Annotated in this window: 23 protein-coding genes and 3 pseudogenes; 13 read left to right on the top strand and 13 right to left on the bottom strand. The window is 62.3% G+C overall.

Going from position 1 to position 17,376, the window contains the following annotated elements:
* The 4 genes and pseudogenes from X727_RS138560 to X727_RS1000000168660 all read left to right on the top strand — a co-directional run.
* Positions 1-195, top strand: a 195-nt coding sequence (locus tag X727_RS138560; protein WP_023835140.1) for a co-chaperone GroES, incomplete at its 5' end; no start/stop codon positions are given.
* 63 nt (positions 196-258) lie between these two features.
* Positions 259-1,251 (top strand): annotated as a pseudogene (gene groEL, locus X727_RS138565) (chaperonin GroEL); the annotation flags it as partial.
* A gap of 5 nt (positions 1,252-1,256) precedes the next feature.
* A pseudogene (locus X727_RS0134625) lies at positions 1,257-1,915 on the top strand (TCP-1/cpn60 chaperonin family protein); the annotation flags it as partial.
* Between the two features lie 3 nt (positions 1,916-1,918).
* Positions 1,919-2,601, top strand: a pseudogene (locus X727_RS1000000168660) (TCP-1/cpn60 chaperonin family protein); the annotation flags it as partial.
* Positions 2,602-2,672: 71 nt separating this feature from the next.
* Here X727_RS1000000168660 and X727_RS138570 read toward each other — a convergent pair.
* Complete coding sequence (locus X727_RS138570; protein WP_023828903.1) at positions 2,673-3,281, bottom strand: TetR/AcrR family transcriptional regulator; 609 nt, start codon at positions 3,279-3,281, stop codon at positions 2,673-2,675.
* A gap of 102 nt (positions 3,282-3,383) precedes the next feature.
* Between X727_RS138570 and X727_RS138575 the strand changes: the two genes are divergently transcribed.
* The 3 genes from X727_RS138575 to X727_RS138585 are packed head-to-tail and all read left to right on the top strand — an operon-like array spanning position 3,384 to position 5,289.
* On the top strand, positions 3,384-4,394 hold the full coding sequence (locus X727_RS138575) for an NAD(P)-dependent alcohol dehydrogenase (RefSeq protein WP_023835136.1): 1,011 nt from the start codon (positions 3,384-3,386) through the stop codon (positions 4,392-4,394).
* 41 nt (positions 4,395-4,435) lie between these two features.
* On the top strand, positions 4,436-4,885 hold the full coding sequence (locus tag X727_RS138580; protein ID WP_023697708.1) for an OsmC family peroxiredoxin: 450 nt from the start codon (positions 4,436-4,438) through the stop codon (positions 4,883-4,885).
* Between the two features lie 17 nt (positions 4,886-4,902).
* Positions 4,903-5,289, top strand: coding sequence for a nuclear transport factor 2 family protein (locus tag X727_RS138585; protein ID WP_023697709.1), 387 nt, complete (start codon positions 4,903-4,905; stop codon positions 5,287-5,289).
* Positions 5,290-5,360: 71 nt separating this feature from the next.
* On the opposite strand, the gene X727_RS138590 is transcribed toward X727_RS138585, so the two are convergent.
* Together X727_RS138590 and X727_RS0134615 are read right to left on the bottom strand one after the other, a co-directional pair.
* Entirely contained in the window at positions 5,361-5,876 is a 516-nt protein-coding gene (locus tag X727_RS138590) for an OsmC family protein (protein WP_023671510.1), read from the bottom strand.
* Positions 5,877-5,932: 56 nt separating this feature from the next.
* Entirely contained in the window at positions 5,933-6,358 is a 426-nt protein-coding gene (locus X727_RS0134615; protein ID WP_023734267.1) for a GFA family protein, read from the bottom strand.
* A 182-nt stretch (positions 6,359-6,540) separates the two neighbouring features.
* On the opposite strand from X727_RS0134615, the gene X727_RS138595 reads away from it, so the two are divergent.
* The gene (locus X727_RS138595) at positions 6,541-7,533 is read left to right on the top strand and encodes an AraC family transcriptional regulator (protein ID WP_023697711.1); all 993 of its coding nucleotides are present in this window, start codon (positions 6,541-6,543) and stop codon (positions 7,531-7,533) included.
* A 23-nt stretch (positions 7,534-7,556) separates the two neighbouring features.
* On the opposite strand, the gene X727_RS138600 is transcribed toward X727_RS138595, so the two are convergent.
* The 8 genes from X727_RS138600 to X727_RS138625 form a co-directional block, all read right to left on the bottom strand.
* Positions 7,557-8,168, bottom strand: coding sequence for a LysE family translocator (locus tag X727_RS138600; RefSeq protein WP_023689918.1), 612 nt, complete (start codon positions 8,166-8,168; stop codon positions 7,557-7,559).
* A 69-nt stretch (positions 8,169-8,237) separates the two neighbouring features.
* Positions 8,238-8,570: a YkgJ family cysteine cluster protein gene (locus X727_RS138605; RefSeq protein WP_023671506.1), complete on the bottom strand. Its 333-nt coding sequence runs from the start codon at positions 8,568-8,570 to the stop codon at positions 8,238-8,240.
* A gap of 52 nt (positions 8,571-8,622) precedes the next feature.
* Positions 8,623-8,787 (bottom strand): hypothetical protein, encoded by a 165-nt coding sequence (locus X727_RS1000000168655; protein ID WP_023671505.1) that lies wholly within the window; start codon positions 8,785-8,787, stop codon positions 8,623-8,625.
* Between the two features lies 1 nt (position 8,788).
* Positions 8,789-9,196, bottom strand: a complete 408-nt coding sequence (locus X727_RS138610; protein WP_023814785.1) for a hypothetical protein — start codon at positions 9,194-9,196, stop codon at positions 8,789-8,791.
* Positions 9,196-9,420: a hypothetical protein gene (locus X727_RS138615; protein ID WP_023689917.1), complete on the bottom strand. Its 225-nt coding sequence runs from the start codon at positions 9,418-9,420 to the stop codon at positions 9,196-9,198. Before X727_RS138615 ends, X727_RS138610 begins: the two co-directional genes overlap by 1 nt.
* Before the next feature lie 291 nt (positions 9,421-9,711).
* Complete coding sequence (locus X727_RS138620; RefSeq protein ID WP_023671502.1) at positions 9,712-9,921, bottom strand: cold-shock protein; 210 nt, start codon at positions 9,919-9,921, stop codon at positions 9,712-9,714.
* A gap of 467 nt (positions 9,922-10,388) precedes the next feature.
* A complete protein-coding gene (locus X727_RS0134610; protein WP_023705709.1) occupies positions 10,389-10,718 on the bottom strand; it encodes a YciI family protein in 330 nt (109 codons plus the stop codon).
* 29 nt (positions 10,719-10,747) lie between these two features.
* Positions 10,748-11,401 carry a glutathione S-transferase family protein gene (locus X727_RS138625; RefSeq protein WP_023735852.1) on the bottom strand — a complete coding sequence of 218 codons (654 nt, stop codon included), beginning with the start codon at positions 11,399-11,401 and terminating at the stop codon, positions 10,748-10,750.
* Positions 11,402-11,571: 170 nt separating this feature from the next.
* Between X727_RS138625 and X727_RS138630 the strand changes: the two genes are divergently transcribed.
* Entirely contained in the window at positions 11,572-11,751 is a 180-nt protein-coding gene (locus X727_RS138630) for a CsbD family protein (protein WP_023835135.1), read from the top strand.
* A 50-nt stretch (positions 11,752-11,801) separates the two neighbouring features.
* On the opposite strand, the gene X727_RS138635 is transcribed toward X727_RS138630, so the two are convergent.
* On the bottom strand, positions 11,802-12,926 hold the full coding sequence (locus tag X727_RS138635; RefSeq protein ID WP_023835134.1) for a metallophosphoesterase: 1,125 nt from the start codon (positions 12,924-12,926) through the stop codon (positions 11,802-11,804).
* A gap of 131 nt (positions 12,927-13,057) precedes the next feature.
* Here X727_RS138635 and X727_RS138640 point away from each other — a divergent pair, with 131 nt between their 5' ends.
* Positions 13,058-13,651 carry a hypothetical protein gene (locus tag X727_RS138640; RefSeq protein WP_023835133.1) on the top strand — a complete coding sequence of 198 codons (594 nt, stop codon included), beginning with the start codon at positions 13,058-13,060 and terminating at the stop codon, positions 13,649-13,651.
* Positions 13,652-13,669: 18 nt separating this feature from the next.
* On the opposite strand, the gene X727_RS138645 is transcribed toward X727_RS138640, so the two are convergent.
* Entirely contained in the window at positions 13,670-14,356 is a 687-nt protein-coding gene (locus tag X727_RS138645; protein ID WP_023671495.1) for a TetR/AcrR family transcriptional regulator, read from the bottom strand.
* Between the two features lie 85 nt (positions 14,357-14,441).
* Here X727_RS138645 and X727_RS138650 point away from each other — a divergent pair, with 85 nt between their 5' ends.
* The 3 genes from X727_RS138650 to X727_RS138660 all read left to right on the top strand — a co-directional run bounded on the left by X727_RS138650 (position 14,442) and on the right by X727_RS138660 (position 17,183).
* Positions 14,442-15,203, top strand: coding sequence for an NIPSNAP family protein (locus X727_RS138650; protein ID WP_023835132.1), 762 nt, complete (start codon positions 14,442-14,444; stop codon positions 15,201-15,203).
* A gap of 128 nt (positions 15,204-15,331) precedes the next feature.
* Complete coding sequence (locus tag X727_RS138655; protein WP_023835131.1) at positions 15,332-16,093, top strand: SDR family oxidoreductase; 762 nt, start codon at positions 15,332-15,334, stop codon at positions 16,091-16,093.
* A gap of 103 nt (positions 16,094-16,196) precedes the next feature.
* On the top strand, positions 16,197-17,183 hold the full coding sequence (locus X727_RS138660; RefSeq protein WP_023835130.1) for a glycosyltransferase family 10: 987 nt from the start codon (positions 16,197-16,199) through the stop codon (positions 17,181-17,183).
* The last annotated feature ends 193 nt before the right edge of the window (positions 17,184-17,376 follow it).

Below are 17,376 nucleotides of genomic sequence, written 5' to 3'. Positions count from 1 at the left end.
AAGGAAAAGCCGCAGGAAGGCGAGATCATCGCCGTCGGCTCCGGCGCTCGCGACGAAGCCGGCAAGCTGGTCCCGCTGGACGTCAAGGCCGGCGACCGCATCCTGTTCGGCAAGTGGTCGGGCACCGAAGTCAAGCTCAATGGCGAAGACCTTCTGATCATGAAGGAATCCGACATTATGGGCATCATCGGCTGATCATCGGCCTCACCGTCAACTAAATTCGGGCTTGATCGCAAGCCCCCTGCCAGGAGCTAAAAAATGGCTGCTAAAGACGTAAAATTCTCCCGCGACGCCCGCGAGCGCATGCTGCGCGGCGTCAACATCCTCGCCGACGCAGTGAAGGTCACGCTCGGCCCCAAAGGCCGCAACGTCGTCATCGACAAGTCGTTCGGCGCACCGCGCATCACCAAGGACGGCGTCACCGTCGCCAAGGAAATCGAGCTTGAAGACAAGTTCGAAAACATGGGCGCGCAGATGGTCCGCGAAGTTGCTTCGAAGACCAACGACATCGCCGGCGACGGCACCACGACCGCGACCGTTCTGGCGCAGTCGATCGTCCAGGAAGGCCACAAGGCCGTTGCCGCCGGCATGAACCCGATGGATCTGAAGCGCGGCATCGATCTGGCCGTCACCGAAGTCGTTGCGGCTCTCGGCAAGGCTGCCAAGAAGATCAAGACCTCCGAGGAAGTTGCCCAGGTCGGCACGATCTCGGCCAATGGCGACGAGTCGGTCGGCGCCATGATCGCCGAAGCGATGCAGAAGGTCGGCAATGAAGGCGTCATCACGGTTGAGGAAGCCAAGACCGCCGAGACCGAGCTGGAAGTCGTCGAAGGCATGCAGTTCGACCGCGGCTATCTCTCGCCCTACTTCGTCACCAACGCCGACAAGATGGTTGCCGAGCTCGAGGACGTCTACATCCTCCTGCACGAGAAGAAGCTGTCCAACCTCCAGGCCATGCTGCCGGTTCTCGAAGCCGTCGTGCAGACCTCCAAGCCGCTGCTCATCATCTCGGAAGACGTCGAAGGCGAGGCTCTGGCCACGCTGGTCGTCAACAAGCTGCGCGGTGGCCTGAAGATCGCCGCCGTCAAGGCGCCGGGCTTCGGTGATCGCCGCAAGGCCATGCTGGAAGACATCGCCATCCTCACCGGTGGCCAGGTCATTTCGGAAGACCTCGGCATCAAGCTCGAGAATGTCGGCCTCAACATGCTCGGCCGCGCCAAGAAGGTGTCGATCTCCAAGGAGAACACCACCATNACGAGAAGAAGCTGTCCAACCTCCAGGCCATGCTGCCGGTTCTCGAAGCCGTCGTGCAGACCTCCAAGCCGCTTCTTATCATCTCGGAAGACGTCGAAGGCGAGGCTCTGGCCACGCTGGTCGTCAACAAGCTGCGCGGCGGCCTGAAGATCGCCGCCGTCAAGGCGCCGGGCTTCGGTGATCGCCGCAAGGCCATGCTGGAAGACATCGCCATCCTGACCGGTGGCCAGGTCATCTCGGAAGACCTCGGCATCAAGCTCGAGAATGTCGGCCTCAACATGCTCGGCCGCGCCAAGAAGGTGTCGATCTCCAAGGAGAACACCACCATTGTCGACGGCGCCGGCAAGAAGGACGAGATCCAGGGCCGCGTTGCCCAGATCAAGCAGCAGATCGAAGAGACCACGTCGGATTACGACAAGGAGAAGCTGCAGGAACGTCTGGCGAAGCTCGCCGGCGGCGTTGCGGTGATCCGCGTCGGCGGCGCGACGGAAGTCGAAGTCAAGGAAAAGAAGGACCGCGTCGATGACGCCCTCAACGCGACCCGCGCGGCCGTGGAAGAAGGCATCGTTGCAGGTGGCGGCGTCGCTCTCCTGCGCGCTTCGGCCAACATCAAGGTCACCGGCGTCAATGCCGACCAGGCTGCCGGCATCAACATCGTTCGNAGCTCGAGAATGTCGGCCTCAACATGCTCGGCCGCGCCAAGAAGGTGTCGATCTCCAAGGAGAACACCACCATCGTCGACGGCGCCGGCAAGAAGGCCGAGATCCAGGGCCGCGTTGCCCAGATCAAGCAGCAGATCGAAGAGACCACGTCGGACTACGACAAGGAGAAGCTGCAGGAACGTCTGGCGAAGCTCGCCGGCGGCGTTGCGGTGATCCGTGTCGGCGGCGCGACGGAAGTCGAAGTCAAGGAAAAGAAGGACCGCGTCGATGACGCCCTCAACGCGACCCGTGCGGCCGTGGAAGAAGGCATCGTTGCAGGCGGCGGCGTCGCTCTCCTGCGCGCTTCGGCCAACATCAAGGTCACCGGCGTCAATGCCGACCAGGCTGCCGGCATCAACATCGTTCGNAAGCTTCGATCGTTGCCGGCAAGATCCTCGACAACAAGGGCGCGACCTACGGCTACAACGCCCAGACCGGCGAGTATGGCGACATGATCGCCATGGGCATCGTCGACCCGGTCAAGGTCGTTCGTACCGCTCTCCAGGACGCGGCTTCGGTCGCCGGCCTGCTCGTCACCACCGAAGCCATGATCGCGGAGGCTCCCAAGAAGGAGTCTGCTGGCGGCGGCATGCCTGGCGGCATGGGCGGCGGCGGCATGGGCGGCATGGGCGGCATGGATTTCTAATCCAAGCTATCCGGCTTATGCATACGGAAAGGGCGCCGAGAGGCGCCCTTTTTGTTTTGGAAAGCGGATGGTTAGGCGGCGCTGTCCGCCTGCCGCGCAACCTTGCCTGCAAGCACCGCCTGCTCGACAAGCGCCGCCACCTCGTCGGCCACCACCAGCACCGGTGCACGGTCGCGGGTGGCCCTCGCAATCACCATCAGCCCTTCCAGCGAGGATTCGACCAGCAGTGCCAGGGCATGCGCCCGGCGTTCGGGCACTCCTGCCCTGACAAAGGCCTGTCGCAGCAAGCCGATCCATTGCTCGAAAGCCGATCGGCAGAGTTCCGCCAGTTCCGGCACATCGGTGGGTGAATCCAGCACCACCGGCGCGATGGGGCAACCCAGCGAAAAATCATTGTCCTCCAGCATGCGCCCGACCGACTGGTAGATGTGATGGACGGCCACTGCAGGATCGCTCTCGGCTGCCAGTGCTTCGCCCAGCCTTTTCGTGACGTCGGCAACGCTGTTGCGCGTCACCTCGATGACCAGTTGGTCCTTGCCGCCTGGGAAATGAAAATAGAGCGAGCCGCGCGGCGCCCCGCTGGCCCCCAGAATGTCGTTGAGCGAGGTGCCGTGATAGCCGCGCTGCCTGAGCAACAGGCCTGTGGTCTCGAGTATGCGGGTGCGGGTGTCGTTGGCCATGTCAACCTCTGTCAGCAGTGACGCATTATAGGCCTTGCCAACAATATGACAATCGGTCTATATAATATGTAGATCAGTCTATATATTATATAGGAGAGTGATATGCGCAGCTACCGTCTTGAAGGGTTTGGTGGAACCGAATCCCTGGCGATGCGCGAGGAGGCGCGGACGGAACCGAAACCGCATGAGATCGTGGTGCGAGTCCGCGCCGCCTCGCTCAATCGGCGCGACACGATGATCCTTGGCGGCACCTATCCGTTGCCGCCGCGGCAAGGCATCGTGCCGCTGAGCGACGGCGCCGGTGACGTCGTCGCAATCGGCGATGCCGTCACCCGTTTTGCCGTCGGCGACCGCGTCACAGGCAGCTACTTCGCCCGCTGGATCGATGGCCGCATCAATGCCGGTCTGATCGACCAGCTCGGCTGTACGCTGGACGGCATGCTGACTGAGTTTGCCGTGCTCGACGAACAATGGGCGGCGCGACTGCCCGATCATCTGAGCTGGCACGAAGCGGCGACGCTGACCTGCGCCGGCGTGACGGCCTGGAACGCGGTGACCGGGACCCGGATTCCGAAGCCTGGTCAATGGGTTCTCACCATCGGTTCGGGTGGCGTTTCGCTGTTTGCTCTGCAGTTCGCCAAGTTGCTCGGCTGCCGGGTTGTCGCCATCACATCGCGCGCGGAGAAGGCCGACAGGCTGCGGGCGCTGGGCGCCGACCTCGTTGTCTCCAGCACCGACATACCGGAATGGGGCGGCTGGGCGCGCGAGCAGACAGGCGGCATCGACCTCGTCGTCGAAACCGGCGGCCCGGCCACCTTCGCGCAGTCGCTGATTGCCAGCACGCTTTATGGACACATCGTGCTGCTGACGCTGCAGGACGCTAGTGGCAGATCGATCGAAATGCCGGCAGCGCTTTATCAGCGCAGCCTCGCCACCATCAGCCGCCTGTTCGTCGGCAGCCGCAGCAATCTTGAGGCCATGCTGCGCGCCGTGTCGCAGCATCGCCTCAAGCCCGTTATCGACAGGGTCTTCCCCTTTGCCGAAGCCCCCGAAGCGTACCGCCACTTCCAGCAGGGCGACGTGTTCGGGAAGGTTGTCATCGACTGCGCCTGACCCAATTGCCCGCTTTTCAACCCCGAATCAGGAGAACGACCATGACCATCCGTGAAGCTTCCGCAGAATGGCAAGGCACGCTGAAGGAAGGCGGCGGCCGTCTGCGGCTTGGCAGCGGCGTCTTCGAAGGCGCCTATTCCTTTCCGTCGCGGTTCGAGGACGGTCCGGGCACCAATCCCGAAGAGCTGATCGGGGCAGCACATGCCGGCTGCTTCTCGATGGCGCTGACCTTCATCCTCGGCCAGGAAGGCCACGTCGCCCGCACCATCCGCACCGTCGCCAAGGTGCATCTCGGCGCGACCGCCGCCGGGCCGACGATCACCCGCATCGAGCTCGAAACGGAAGCAGAGATTCCCGGCCTTCAGCCTGCCGAATTCCAGCGTATGGCGGAGACGGCGAAGACGACCTGCCTTGTCTCTCGCGCTTTGGCCGGCGTTACAACCATCACCCTCAAGGCCGAGCTGGCCGCCACCACTGCCACGGAACAATGAAAACCAGGAGGTATGAGATGAGCCAGGACAGCATCACGAGCATTCATCCGGGCGACCACTCTAGCCAGACGGCCGAGATCATGCGTCGCTTCAACGATGTGTTCCAGTTGCACGATCCGTCCGCGCTTGCCGAGTTGGTGGCGCAGGATTGCGTTATCGAAAACACCGTGCCGGCGCCGGACGGCGCCCGCCATGCCGGCAAAGAGGCATGCATTGACCTATGGTCGGCGATCGCCACCCAGCCCGGCACGCGCTTCGACCTCGAGGAAACCTTCGTCGCCGGTGAACGGGCGACGATCCGCTGGCGCTACTTCATGGCCGACGGCAACTCCATCCGCGGCGTCAACCTGATGCGTGTCGCGGACGAGCTGATCGTCGAGGCGATGGGTTACGTCAAAGGATAGAAGCGTTGCCCGGCACTCCCGTTCCCAGCCCGGAATCTCGCTCAAGTCGAGTTTCCGGGCCGGTTTTCTGGTCACTGGATGACGCGGTGCAGCTTCACCGTGGTGCTGGGACTGTTCTGGATGGTCTGGAAGATCACGCAATAGCGATCCGTGAGTTCGAGCAGTTGGTCGAGCTGACTTTGGGGAGCGTCGGTGTCGATGTCGAAGCGCAAGCGGATTTCCTTGAAGCCGACTGGAACACCCGCAGTCACGCCGAGCGTGCCGCGAAGATCGACGTCACCTTCCGCGGAAACTTCGGCGGACCTGATCGGAATTTCGAGCACGGCCGCCGCCGCGCGCATCGAGACACCGGCGCATGCGATCAGCGCCTCCAGCAGCATGTCGCCGGAGCACAGTTCCTGGCCGCTGCCCCCGGCCATCGGATGAATGCCGGCAAGCGCCAGCCCGCGTCCGGTCTCGACCTTGCAGGTCACGGTGGACGCGTCGGCGACGCCTTTGGCCTTCAAGGTGAGGAACGCGGCCTTCGCATCCCTGCGATAGAGATCCTTGATCGGCTCCTGCGTGGCGCGAAATGTTGCGATTTCCATGAACAATCTCCTGTCTTGAATTGTCGTTGTCAAAAATGGCGAGCAGTGGCCGGGCCTTATTCCGGCACCGCGATGCCGGAGCCGCCGAGCTCAGCCGGAAAGTCCCTGAGCTTGGGCAGCCCATCCTTCATCGGCAGCACGGTCTCAGCGTAGTTGACGTGAACCCCAGGCGTGAATTTCACGCCTGGTATGGTTGCCGCATAGACATCGACCAGGCCGAGCGGCGGATGAACGGTCATCAGATGACCACCGCATTTCGTGCAGAACTGGCGATCGCTCATTTCGGTCTTCTCGAACCCGGACAGGAACTCCGCGCCCCTGGTGACCTTGACGTTCTGAGGCTTCCACAGCGTGAAGGCGTTCACGGGAGACGCCGACCACGATCGACACGAACCGCAATGGCAATAGCCCATTGCCTCGGCGGCTCCGTGCACTTCGATTTCCACGGCGCCGCAAAAACACCCGCCCTTATGTACCGTCATGACATTTGTCCCTGGTTGGTTTCGACAGCACTCAGCGCCCTCTCTCGGCAGCGCTTGAGCACCGGTGCAGGTTTAGGAGTTCTGGCCGCGAACTGAATGATACGGCGTCCGCCTCGCTTGACAGCGCGTCCGGAACTCGAAAGGGATGGCTGACCGGCTAGCCGGGTGCGGGACGAAACGGAATGGCCGGGGATGCTCTGTCTGACCTGTTGAGGACGGTACGCCTTACCGGCGCGACGTTTTTTGACATTGAGGGCCACGAGCCGTGGGCCGTCTGCTCGCCGGCGCCATCGTCCATCCTGCCGAAGATCCTGCCCGGTGCGGACCATCTGATCTCCTACCATGTGGTAACGGCCGGTCGCTGCTTCGCGCGCATCGTCGGCCAGGAAGCGATCGCGCTGGAGGCCGGCGAAGTCGTCGTCTTCACCAGGAGCGACCCGCATATTATGTCCAGCAATCCGGCGCTGCGCGCCGATCCGCCGACAGCCGACGTTCTCGACATCGCAACAGCCGGCCGGATGCCGTTTTACATCAACTGCGCCGGCGACGGCGCGACCTCGGCCAGGCTGGTTTGCGGCTATCTCGCCTGTGATGCACAGCCTTTCAATCCACTGCTCGAGGCTTTGCCGCCGGTGATCAAGGCCGGAGCTGCCAAAGGCGATGGCGGCTGGCTCAGCCAGTTCATCAACCTGGCTGTCACGGAGGTGGCGCAAAAGCGCGCAGGCAGTGAAACGGTGCTCACCAAACTGAGCGAACTGATGTTTGTCGACGTGTTGCGCCGTTACTTGGAATCGCTGCCGCCACAAACCACGGGATGGCTGGCTGGCCTGCGCGATCCGCACCTGGCGAGGGCACTGGCGCTGATCCACGACCGGCCGGCGCATAACTGGACGGTGGAGGCGCTGGCGAAGGACTCCGCGCTGTCGCGCAGCGTGCTCGCCGAACGCTTCACCAGGCTGGTCGGCATGCCGCCAATGCATTATCTCGCCAAATGGCGCATGCAGATCGCCTCGGAGCTGCTCAGCGCCGGCTCCAGCAACATGGCCAGCATCGCCGCTGAAATCGGATACGAATCCGAGGCAGCGTTCAGCCGCGCCTTCAAGAAGATGATCGGCCTTCCGCCCTCCGCCTGGCGTCTAGGCATCCGGACCGGATCCGGAACCGACGAAGAGTAGGCCGATGCCTGCCAGATCCTGTTCTATCGATCAGCAAGCGCCAGCTTGGCCCCAAGCATGACAAAGGCGCCGGCGAAGGTGCGGCGCATCCAGGTCAGCACCATCGGCCGCGACACGACATGGCTGCGGATCGAGGCGGCAAAGATGCCGTAAGCGACGAAGACGACGAAGGTCAGCAGCATGAAGACGCTCGAGAGCTCCAGCATCTTGGCAAATGCGTTCGGTTCGGTCGTGCTGACGAATTGCGGCAGGAAGGCAAAGAAGAAGATCGACAGCTTCGGGTTCAGGATGTTGATCAGGATGCCGGAGGTGATGACCTTGGCTGCCGAGCGGGGTGCCGCGTTTTCATCGACGCTCAGGCCGCCCTTCTCCTTCAGCGTGTTCCAGGCCATGTAGAGGAGATAGGCGACGCCGAGATATTTCAGCGTCTCGAAGGCGACAGCACTTGTGTGCAGCAGCGCCGCCAGGCCGGTGATGGCGGCGGCCATATGCGGGATGATGCCAAGCGTGCAGCCGAATGCAGCAGTGATCGAGGCGCGCGCGCCTCGCGAAAGCCCGGCGCTCAGCGTGTAGAGAACGCCGGTGCCGGGCGAAGCCACGACGATCAGCGACGTCAACAGGAATTCGATGCTCATGGTTCCTCCAACGCCCTGCCCGTAGTGGAAGCTATCGGGGGATGTGGGATCAGGCAAGGTGGGCGTCGGCTAGATCGTTGGCATCCCGTGCGCCTTGCGCGCCATCAGGCAATCGTCGCCGCCAGGCATGCAGGCGTGGCAGACGTCCGGGCGGATCTCGTAGATGCCGCAGGCCGTGTGCTTGCCGATCTCGCCCGTAAGCGCCGAACAGCGCACGCCCTCGCAGCGCATCCCGGACAGGTCGGCGGACACGAACTTTTCCGGAATCCGGTCAAGTTGCGCATCGTCCTCGGTCGAGAAGCGCGGCCATTCGGCCGAGTAGGAACAGCAGGCGCCGCAGCTCTGGCAATCGAAAACCGGCTGGTCGTCCTGTTTTGACGACCGGATATCCCTGGCGGCCAACGCGACCAGCCCAGGTGCTGCGAGATTGCGATCGGCTTGGTGCGGCAAGGCGCTATTTCTTCTTGCCTGCCTTGCCCTTGGGCGTGGCGGCTGGCGCCTCGAACAGATCGGTTGCCGACGGTTCGGCGGCCTTCGGCGCGGCAGCGGGCTTGGCCTGCTTTGCAGTGGCAGCAGCCGGCGCTGCCGGCTGGTCCTTGGTGGAAAACTTTATGGCCATGTCAGTCCTCGTCGGAAAAGCGGGATGATGGTGCGCGCGGATTGCGCAAGCGGCCGATCAGCGCCGAGACCGCTGTGATGTTCATTTCCTCGGGCGACCAGTTCCTCGCCTCGGCAATGTGGTGCGCCGCCAGTTCGCGATGCGTGCTGCCGCTATAGGCGGCATCCTGGTAGGTCACGCGCTCCTGGGTCCTTTTGTCCTCGCGGACATATTCGACCAGATAGTTCGGGGCTTCGGCACGGCCGCGCACGCCGACGCGCACCTGGGCATCGCCATGCGCGCGCTTGCAGCGCTCGAGCTTTTCCAGCACACGGCGGACATATTCGACCGGCTTGTCCAGGCCCGGGACCATGGACGCTATGGTCGCATCGGCATCGATCGGCGTCGGCGGTACGCGCTTGGTGGCCATCAGCGTTTGCCTGCCCGCTTCGGCAGCGCCGCAAGGACTGCGGCCGCTGCCATGTCGTCGGCTTCCTTTTCCTTGCGCAGTTCGCGCAAGCGCGCGGTCTTGGCTTCGCGAGCCTCGCTGACGGCATCACGCTCGGACAGGATGCGGTTGAGTGACATCGACTGGGTTTGCGTCTTGCTGAACAGCGAGCCGGCCTGGTCGGCGGTCTTGGATTGCGTGGTCAAAACTTTCTCCTGTCGGGAGCCTGGTGCCGATAGAGCGAGAGCGGTCTTCGATTAGGACCAAAGCAATACGGCAGCGGGGCAGTATGGGCGGTTCAGATTGCTGGAGCGTCCCTTAGCACGTTCCGGCCGGCGTGCGGCGCACTTTTAGCGGCATGACGCACAAATGAAAAAGGCCAGGCACCGCCTGACCTTCCATGAAAGCGCCGCGCATCCAGTTGGATGCGCAAGGCGCTCCTTTCAGCCTTTCATCGGTGCCAGTACATCCGTGGTCACCGGAAGGCCGAATCCTTATCAGGCCGCCTTCAACTGGTCGGCGGACATCTTGCCCGACTTGTTGTCGCGGGTCATCTCGTAGCCGAGCTTCTGACCCTCGACGATGTCACGCATGCCGGCGCGCTCTACGGCCGAGATGTGGACAAAAACGTCGGCGGAGCCGTCGTCAGGCTGAATAAAACCAAAACCTTTGGTGGCGTTGAACCATTTCACTGTGCCGGTGGCCATGAAGAACCCTTTCCCTGGCAAATATTCGTTCACCATCGTGCGACTGCACAACAGCGTTTTGTCTCGATTTTTGATGGGGAAGTTCGTCAAAGGCGCGCATGCATGCGCGGATAACAAAAGTCGGTCAAACAAATATCGACATGTTTCTTATAGACTTCTTTTAGCGCCGAGTCAATTTCTGGTTTGCCCGCAGCCAAAATTCAACCTGAGGATGCCTGAGGCATAAGCCTCAACTGACGAGGTGGCGGAGCGCAAGGCGTTCCCAAAAAATATTCCACGCCCCCGGAACCAATCGCAAGCCGGCGCATTTCCGTGGTGTCAGCAATTCAGAGAGCAATCTCAGTAATGCTGGCAAAAGGACGCCTCCCGCACATTAAACGGTGCGAGAGGCGTTCTTGTATGTGCCGTTGTCTGACACAATTTCCAAGGGAAAACCGTTTCACACTTTTCCTTAAACTTACGCTCGCCTACAGGATCGCGCTGATCAGCGGCAGGATTTCGTAGCGGAAACCACGGCCGGAGTTCGACACCGGATCGCCGTCGGTGACCGCTCTTGCCTCGGCTTCGCTGCCGACACGTAGGATCAGCAGACCCCAAGGGCCGGCCGGGTCGGCGACCGGCCCGGCCAGGATCATGGTGCCCTCGGCAAGCTTGCCGCGCAGATAGTCGGCATGCCGGCCCATCAACTCCCTCTCCTCCTCCGTCAGGGTGAAGGCGAAGTCCGGCCGAGGCGGGATTAGCCGGCAGTGGAAGATTGTTGGCGCGGTAGTCTCACGCGGTCCATCATTGCCGGCCATCGGTCACTCACCGTGATGTCACTAGTGTCCTATTCGTCCGGGCCGGGTTCCGGCCAGGTCTCCTTCGCTGCTTCCGCATACCAGTGCCGCATCGCCGGCGTTGCCAACACGGCGTCGACATAGGCGCGCGTGTCGGGCGCGAGCTTGCCGCCATAGGTGTCGAAGCGGGTGACGACAGGTGCATACATGGCATCGGCCGCGGTGAAATGACCGAACAGGAAGGGGCCGCCCTTGCTGTATTGTTCCCGGCACTGGCGCCAGATCGTTTCGATGCGCGCGCGCTGCATGTCGCCTTCGGCGTCGAGCGGCTTGTGGGCCTTCGGCCGGCGCAAATTCATCGGCCAGCCATAGCGCACCTCGCGAAAGCCGGAATGCATCTCGGTCGCCACCGAGCGAGCCAAGGCGCGGGCGCCGATATCCTGCGGCCAAAGTTTTTTCTCAGGAAACAGGTCGGCCAGATATTCAAGGATGGCAAGGGTTTCCCAGACGATCCTGCCATTGTGATTCAACACTGGCACCAGGCCGGTGGGCGAGACTTTCGCCAGATTGGCAAAAGTCTCGGGCGTGCGCAGGCGCACGAAACCTTCCTCGAACGGGATCTCCAGATGCTTCATCGCCACCCATGGCCTCAGCGACCAGGACGAAAAGCACTTGTTGGCGATGATGAGCGTAAATTCAGCCAAGGCGGTCTCCCCAAAATTTCGTCACACTAGTCACATGATACGACGCGGCAAAGCGTTTCGGCGACCTATAAGCGACCAGATGCGACGATGATCGCCGCCCAGGGAACCTAAGCCAAGCCGGCCCGTTTGCCTCCTGCGAATGAATCCCCGGAATCCCAGGAGATGCAAAGATGGTGAACAAGGATCAGGTTGCCGGCGTGGCCAAGCAGGTCAAGGGCTCGGTCAAGGAGGCCGGCGGCAAGGCGGCCGGCAACAGGCAGACCCAGGCCGAAGGCACGGCCGACAAGACCGCCGGCAAGGTGCAGAAGGTCTATGGCGACGTGAAGGACAAGATCAAAAAGGCGCTCTGATTCGATCTTGCAGGCAATGAGGAAGGCGGCTCAAGGCCGCCTTTTTCTTGTCAGAGGCTGAGGCTCTTGCTGAAGGCGCTGGTGAACTTGACCCCGCCCCGGTCGCCCGCCGCCTCGCCCAGCACCACGTCCATGCCGTCCCCGGTTACCCTCACCAGCGCGAAGCCACCCATATAGGCAGCCTTCGGCTTGAACAGGTCGAGGCCATCGCTTTTGTAGATCATCGGCACTTCGTGCTGATGGCCATGGAAGATGGCGATGACATTGTAGCCCTTCAGCGCCGCCAGCATCGCCTGGCGGTCGGCCTCGCTCCACCAGTGCGGCGCGCCTGCGCCGTCATCGTCATAGGTGCGCTTGGCCGGGTCCCAGCGCTCGACCGAGAAAGTGTCCCAGCCATAGTGCTGGAACAGGATGACGGGACGGCCATCCGCCGCGTAGGTCGCCAGATCCTGCTTCAGCCACGGCAGGCTGCTCACCGCGCCATGGCCGGTGTCGCCGGCAAAGCGGTGGGTCTGGACGAGATGCAGGCCGCCCCAGTCCCAGGAATAGCAGTCGGTGTCGACATCGTATTCGGTGGCCGGCACCGGCGGCTTGAAGAACACGCCGGGGCGGTGGTTGACCTCGACATAGTCGCGCAATTCACGCCGATACCAGTCGACATGGGGCGGCGAGCCATTCTGGTCGAGATCGTGATTGCCGAGGCCGACATAGACCGGCATGTGCACGCGATCGGGACCGACGCCCTGTTGATAGCGCTGGCTGAACTGCAACAGTTGCGTGCCTTCGCTGGGCTCGGTGATCTGGCCGCCGCCATCGTCGGTGATGTCGCCGCCGACAACGAGGCCGAGCGGCGCATCGATGCGGCCGCCGGCCGAACGCAGGCGGGTTGCAACGCCATCGATCTCGACTGGCCATTGCCGGCCGACCAAGCCATTGAGGACAGCGACATTGCGCAACAGCGCGGCATCGGTCTTGCCTTCCTCCAGGCAGTTGGGGCTGAGGCCGCTCGACATGCGGCAGGCATGGACATCGGCGATGAACAGAAAGGTGGCGTCGATGGGCTGGATGCGCTTGCCGGTCTGGCCAAGCGCGGCGCGCGGCAGCATGCCAGCCATGGCAAGGCCGGCTGCCTGTGCGAGGAAATTGCGACGGGAGAGGACGAGCTTGCGATTCATGACCTGAAATTCAGCACAGCCGGCGCCCCACCGTCCAGTTGCCAGGAATGGCAGGTCGACACGGCACTGAGGCTCTGGCATTTCTTGGGTCATGCTGGCGCGCAGCAAATACAAGCAGAGGGGAGGATTTCATGAGAGCCGTTTCGATAGGCGTGGTGCTGGCTGGGTTGCTGCCGGCGGCTGCGGTGCATGCCGCCGATTGTGTCGACGCAAAATCGGCCAAGGCCGGCTTCGTTCTGGAAATGCCCGGCGTCCGCAGCGAGTTTCGGCCGGTGGCCGGCGGCATGGTCTCCGTTGCCAACACCTACGAATCGCAATCGCCGCAGACACAGTTCCTGTTTGCCGGCCTGGTCGAAGTGTTTCGCGACAGCGATACCGGACGGGTGGCGACGATCCCGTTTTCCGATCTGCGAAAACTGTTTCCGCTGAAGACGGGAGCCAAGAGCACGATCGAATTCGTCGAGCTGTCGCCGAACAAGCAGCCGAAGAGCACCAAGACGCTGAGCCTGGTCGTCGAGGGCAAGGAGACGTTCAGTGTCGGCGGCTGCAAATACAACGTGCTGGCGGTCACGGAGACCTTCAAGAACGGCGCCGGCGAAACGCTGGACACATTTACCGCGCTTTATGCGCCTGATCTGCAAGCGTCCCTCGCCCGGCGCTACGACGAAGGGACCAGCGCGGAATCGGTGAACGGTTACGAGACGATCAAGCCGCTTTCCAACTAGAACAGCGCAGTTCCGGCCTCAAGGTTTTCCCGGCCGCAGCAGGATCCTGCTACGCCGCTTCGCTCTGCTCAGGAATGGCGGCGTTGAGCTACCCTGAAGTTCGGCCAGGCAATCGCGCAGCACGCTGGCATCCTGTGCCGCCTTGGCCATCGACATGGCGCCGGAATAGGCGGCGATGGCGAGTGCCGCAAAGCGCTCGGGGTCGGTGCCCTGCTCCCTCCCCGACTGCTGGTCGGCTCGCACCTTGTCGGCAACCGCCTGACGCCATCCGGCAAAGATATCGTCCAGAGCGGCGCGGAAATCCGGGTCAGCGAGCGACAGTTCATGCGCCAGATTGTTGAGCGGACAGCCGCGCACGAAGCCTTGCTGCTCAAGCTCGGTCGCCACCGCCTCGAACACCGCGCGCACGCCTTCGCGCGCCGAGCCTGCCGCCCGTACAGGGTTGATCCAGGTTTCATCGAGGGCCGCTGCCACGCGCTCCTCGATCACCGCCAGAGCGAGCGCCTTCTTCGTCGGGAAATGATGATGCAGCGCGCCGCCGCTGACGCCTGCGGTCGTCATCAGCTCGCCAAGGGCGGATGCATGATAGCCACGCGCCTGGAACGACGCTTCGGCGATATCGAGCACCTTGTTGCGCAGCCCTTCGGGATCGTTGGTGCGTTTTCGCGGCGGCCCTTTCGGAGCCCGAGCAATCTCTGCTGACATTTGCCAACGATAGCAGATTGACAAAACAGGACAACCGGTCTGTTTTATAAACCGGATGATCATCCTGTTTTTTGGAGACGACACAATGACCGTACCCCTGAATGCGCCTGCGGCGGCAAAACTGCTCGCTTCGCCTGTCGTCGAGTTGCGGCAGTACACGCTGAAGCCGGGCCGGCGCGAGACGCTGATCGACATCTTCGACAGTCGGTTCATCGAAGGCCAGGAACACGCCGGCATGACCATCATCGGACAGTTCCGCGACCTCGACCGCCCCGACATGTTCGTCTGGCTGCGCGGCTTCGATGGCATGGAAGCGCGGAAGCAGGCGCTCACCGCCTTCTATGACGGGCCGGTGTGGACGGCGCACCGCGACGCCGCCAATGCGACGATGATCGATTCCGACGATGTACTGCTCTTGAAGCCGGCATGGCCAGGCGCCGGCTTCGATCTGTCAGGCGCGCAGCGAGGCGCCATGCCGCCGGATGGAAAGCTGAGCGCAGACAACCGCTTGACCGCTATCGTTGCCATCCAGATTCATCATCTGCGGTCTGGCGCCGAAGCCGATTTCGCCGGCAATTTCGAAACGGATGCCGTTCCGGTCCTTATCGGCGTCGGCGGACGGTTGCTTGGCGCCTTCATCACCGAGCACGCCGAAAACAGCTTTCCCCGCCTGCCGGTGCGCTTGAGCGAAAACGTCTTTATCGCGGTGACGGGTTTCAACAGTCCCGAGGCGCATGCCAATTACGAAGCCGCAGTTGCCGCTTCGCCCCAATGGCAAGCGGCCGATGTGACCTGGCGGACCGAAACCTTGCGCCTGACGCCGACGTCGCAGTCGCTGCTGCGGTAACCGGATCGGCACGCGGCCAACCGAAGTTCATACTGAGCGATAGGCCGGCGGCTTGACCGCCCTCGCCGATCGGCATTGCCTTCGTGACGCGGGCAACAGCGAGAGCATTCGATGCGACTTGGCCTTCAATGAGACTTTCTGGCAAGCGAGCACTGGTGACCGGCGGCTCGGACGGCATCGGCCTGGCGATATCGGAAGCTTTCTTGCGCGAGGGCGCCGACGTGCTGATCGTCGGTCGCGACACCAGCAAGCTCGAGACCGCCCGCGAGACACTTGCGGCGGCGGGCAACGTCGGCACCCAGTCGGCCGATCTCTCGACCTCTTCCGGCATCGATGCCGTGGTCGATCGCGCGAAAGCAACCGGCCCACTCGACATCCTCGTCAACAATGCCGGCGTCGCTTATCTGGTGCCTTTCGAGACCGTCACCGAGCACCAATTCCAGCAATCCTTCGCGCTCAATGTGACGGCGGCGTTCTTCCTTACCCAGCGGCTGCTGCCGCATCTCGGCGCCAACGCCTCCGTCATCAACATCTCGTCCTACTTCGCCGACAAAATGATCCCGAAGCGGCCGTCGAGCCTGTATTCCTTGTCCAAGGGCGCGCTGAATTCGCTGACCAAGTCGCTGGCCTTCGAGCTTGGTCCGGGCGGCATCAGGGTCAATGCGATTGCGCCCGGCACGGTCGACACCGCCATGCGGCGCAAGTCGATCGACAACCTGCCGGCGGCAGCGCAGGCCGAGCTGAAAACCTATGTCGAGCGCAGCTACCCGCTCGGCCGCATCGGCCAGACCAGCGATCTTGCCGGCATCGCCGTCTATCTCGCCAGCGACGAGGCGGCGTGGACCAGCGGCGGCATTTTCGCGATCGATGGCGGGTATACGGCGGGGTGACCGTTTGGACGGCCCTCTGCCTCGAACAAGCGGAGCACTTGACCAAACTTCCGATACCGCGTCTGTCTGCAGATTGAGCAATGCTTCAGACATTCGTGGTGCCATGCTGTCTATCGATCCACTGATCCTCTTCTACACAACGTTCTTCAGCAAACCCGTCGATATCGCGTCGATACAGTGCGAAATGCCCGGGCGGTGGACACTGGACAAACGACGGATTTCCGAGGCCGCGGCAGTCGTCTTCCATATTCCGAACTTTCGCGAAGTTGGCGATGCCTACAAATACCCTGGTCAATATTGGGTCGCCTGGTCGATGGAATGCGGCCAAAACTACAAGCGACTTGCCGACCCCAAAATCATGCGGCACTTCGATATCATCATGACGCATGAATCCCGGTCTGATGTCTGGGTACCCTACCTTCCGCGTGCGGTGTGGTGGAAAGATGCGCTGGCCAGACCAATCGTACCGAAAACGGAAGAAGCGCCGGTCGCACTCTTCCAGTCGGCCGGCCTGAATTATAGCGGCCGTGTCGATTTGGCGAACGAACTGGCGCGCCACATCAAGATCGATTCTTATGGCCGATATCGCAACAACCGATCGGTCTCTGGCCCCGATCTGGGCTCGAAGACCAAGATCGAAACCATTGCGCGGCACAAATTCTGCCTGGCCATGGAGAACTCGACCGAGGCCGACTATGTCACCGAGAAAATCTATGACGCGTTCATGGCGGGCACGGTGCCGATCTACCTTGGCGCTCCCAATGTGGACGAGTTCGTTCCGGAGCACTCCTTTATTGACGCCAGTGCCTTCGCCAGCGCCAGCGATCTTGCAGCCTATCTCCAGCACCTGATCGCAACGCCGAAAGACTACGAGGCTTATTTCGACTGGCGCTCAAAGCCATTGCCCGACAATCTCGTCAAACGGGTGCAATCATTGGAAACACCCGCGTTCTGCAGACTGATGAGCGTCGTGCGCCAGCGTCTGGAGGCGCGGACAAGCACGCCTTCCGGACGGCGAACACTTCCGTTCGGCTATAGATCCTATCTCAGGACAAAGCTGCGCCGTTGGAGGAAAAAGGTTCCGAGCTGACGGTCCGCGATCAGGCGCGCTTTCAGCAAAATACGGAGGACAAAGAGCGTCTCTTGCGACGTCGAGACGGCTTCGGCCTTGCCGCCATGCATCTTGGAAATCTCCGAGGCTATGTGGAGGCGCTCCCAGGGTGGACTTGAAATTCTCGGCTTCGCGATCCGAAGCTCGATCCGGATGCGATGCCGGATTTTGG

This window comes from Mesorhizobium sp. L103C105A0 (genome assembly GCF_000502215.1).
Lineage (GTDB): Bacteria > Pseudomonadota > Alphaproteobacteria > Rhizobiales > Rhizobiaceae > Mesorhizobium.
The sequence above is the reverse complement of the archived record's forward strand: the minus strand, read 5'-3'. Positions and strand labels throughout refer to the sequence as shown.

Coding starts and splice junctions, on each gene's coding strand:
- X727_RS138655 (WP_023835131.1), top strand. CDS start 15,332: ATGAGACTTTCTGGCAAGCGAGCACTGGTGACCGGCGGCTCGGACGGC.
- X727_RS138570 (WP_023828903.1), bottom strand. CDS start 3,281: ATGGCCAACGACACCCGCACCCGCATACTCGAGACCACAGGCCTGTTG.
- X727_RS138635 (WP_023835134.1), bottom strand. CDS start 12,926: ATGAATCGCAAGCTCGTCCTCTCCCGTCGCAATTTCCTCGCACAGGCA.
- X727_RS138630 (WP_023835135.1), top strand. CDS start 11,572: ATGGTGAACAAGGATCAGGTTGCCGGCGTGGCCAAGCAGGTCAAGGGC.
- X727_RS1000000168655 (WP_023671505.1), bottom strand. CDS start 8,787: ATGGCCATAAAGTTTTCCACCAAGGACCAGCCGGCAGCGCCGGCTGCT.
- X727_RS138575 (WP_023835136.1), top strand. CDS start 3,384: ATGCGCAGCTACCGTCTTGAAGGGTTTGGTGGAACCGAATCCCTGGCG.
- X727_RS138610 (WP_023814785.1), bottom strand. CDS start 9,196: ATGGCCACCAAGCGCGTACCGCCGACGCCGATCGATGCCGATGCGACC.
- X727_RS138660 (WP_023835130.1), top strand. CDS start 16,197: ATGCTGTCTATCGATCCACTGATCCTCTTCTACACAACGTTCTTCAGC.
- X727_RS138595 (WP_023697711.1), top strand. CDS start 6,541: ATGGCCGGGGATGCTCTGTCTGACCTGTTGAGGACGGTACGCCTTACC.
- X727_RS138590 (WP_023671510.1), bottom strand. CDS start 5,876: ATGGAAATCGCAACATTTCGCGCCACGCAGGAGCCGATCAAGGATCTC.
- X727_RS138640 (WP_023835133.1), top strand. CDS start 13,058: ATGAGAGCCGTTTCGATAGGCGTGGTGCTGGCTGGGTTGCTGCCGGCG.
- X727_RS138585 (WP_023697709.1), top strand. CDS start 4,903: ATGAGCCAGGACAGCATCACGAGCATTCATCCGGGCGACCACTCTAGC.
- X727_RS138580 (WP_023697708.1), top strand. CDS start 4,436: ATGACCATCCGTGAAGCTTCCGCAGAATGGCAAGGCACGCTGAAGGAA.
- X727_RS138620 (WP_023671502.1), bottom strand. CDS start 9,921: ATGGCCACCGGCACAGTGAAATGGTTCAACGCCACCAAAGGTTTTGGT.
- X727_RS138650 (WP_023835132.1), top strand. CDS start 14,442: ATGACCGTACCCCTGAATGCGCCTGCGGCGGCAAAACTGCTCGCTTCG.
- X727_RS0134610 (WP_023705709.1), bottom strand. CDS start 10,718: ATGGCCGGCAATGATGGACCGCGTGAGACTACCGCGCCAACAATCTTC.
- X727_RS0134615 (WP_023734267.1), bottom strand. CDS start 6,358: ATGACGGTACATAAGGGCGGGTGTTTTTGCGGCGCCGTGGAAATCGAA.
- X727_RS138645 (WP_023671495.1), bottom strand. CDS start 14,356: ATGTCAGCAGAGATTGCTCGGGCTCCGAAAGGGCCGCCGCGAAAACGC.
- X727_RS138600 (WP_023689918.1), bottom strand. CDS start 8,168: ATGAGCATCGAATTCCTGTTGACGTCGCTGATCGTCGTGGCTTCGCCC.